Source organism: Kocuria sp. ZOR0020, assembly GCF_000800955.1.
Taxonomy (GTDB): Bacteria; Actinomycetota; Actinomycetes; order Actinomycetales; family Micrococcaceae; genus Kocuria; species Kocuria subflava.
Window position 1 is genome coordinate 1 of record NZ_JROX01000344.1, and the last position, 601, is coordinate 601.

At 65.6% G+C, this 601-nt stretch carries 1 protein-coding gene; it reads left to right on the top strand.

Annotated features, from left to right (window positions below; translation table 11 throughout):
• Positions 1-2: 2 nt before the first annotated feature.
• Positions 3-601, top strand: a 599-nt coding sequence (locus L979_RS13645) for an AAA family ATPase (protein WP_047692781.1), incomplete at its 3' end; no start/stop codon positions are given.

Consider the following 601-nt stretch of genomic DNA (forward strand, 5'->3'; position numbering starts at 1 on the left):
TCATCGTCACCAAGGAGCACCGCCGCTTCACCGAGTTCGCCGACGCCGTGCGCCGCGGGCACACCATCGGTTTGTGCTTCGGATCAGCCGGCGTAGGAAAGACACTCTCCGCGCGCCGCTACGCACACTACGAGAAGGCTCATGACCTGCTGACCTACTGGGGGCCGCGCTCCGACAACGACGCCAAGATCTACGCCGCCTTGAACCGGAGCCGCACCGTGCTCTACACCCCCAGCGTGCTGACCACCCCGCGGACCCTGAAGGACGAGCTGACCCAAGCCATCACCCGCACCAACATGTGCATCGAGCAGCACCTCGTACCTCCCGGCACGGCCACTCCCGAGGCCTGGGGATGGCGAGACGGCAGGAACTACGTGGAGCTGATCATCGTCGACGAGGCCGAACGACTGCGTCCCGCCGCTCTGGAACTGCTGCGCGATCGCTACGACCGCGACGACATCGCCCTGATCCTGATCGGCATGCCCGGCCTGGAGAAGCAGTTCAGCCACTACCCCCAGTTCTACAGCCGGGTCGGTTTCGCCCACCAGTACCGGCCCCTGGGACAAGACGAACTGCTGTTCGTCCTCGAGCGACACTGGCG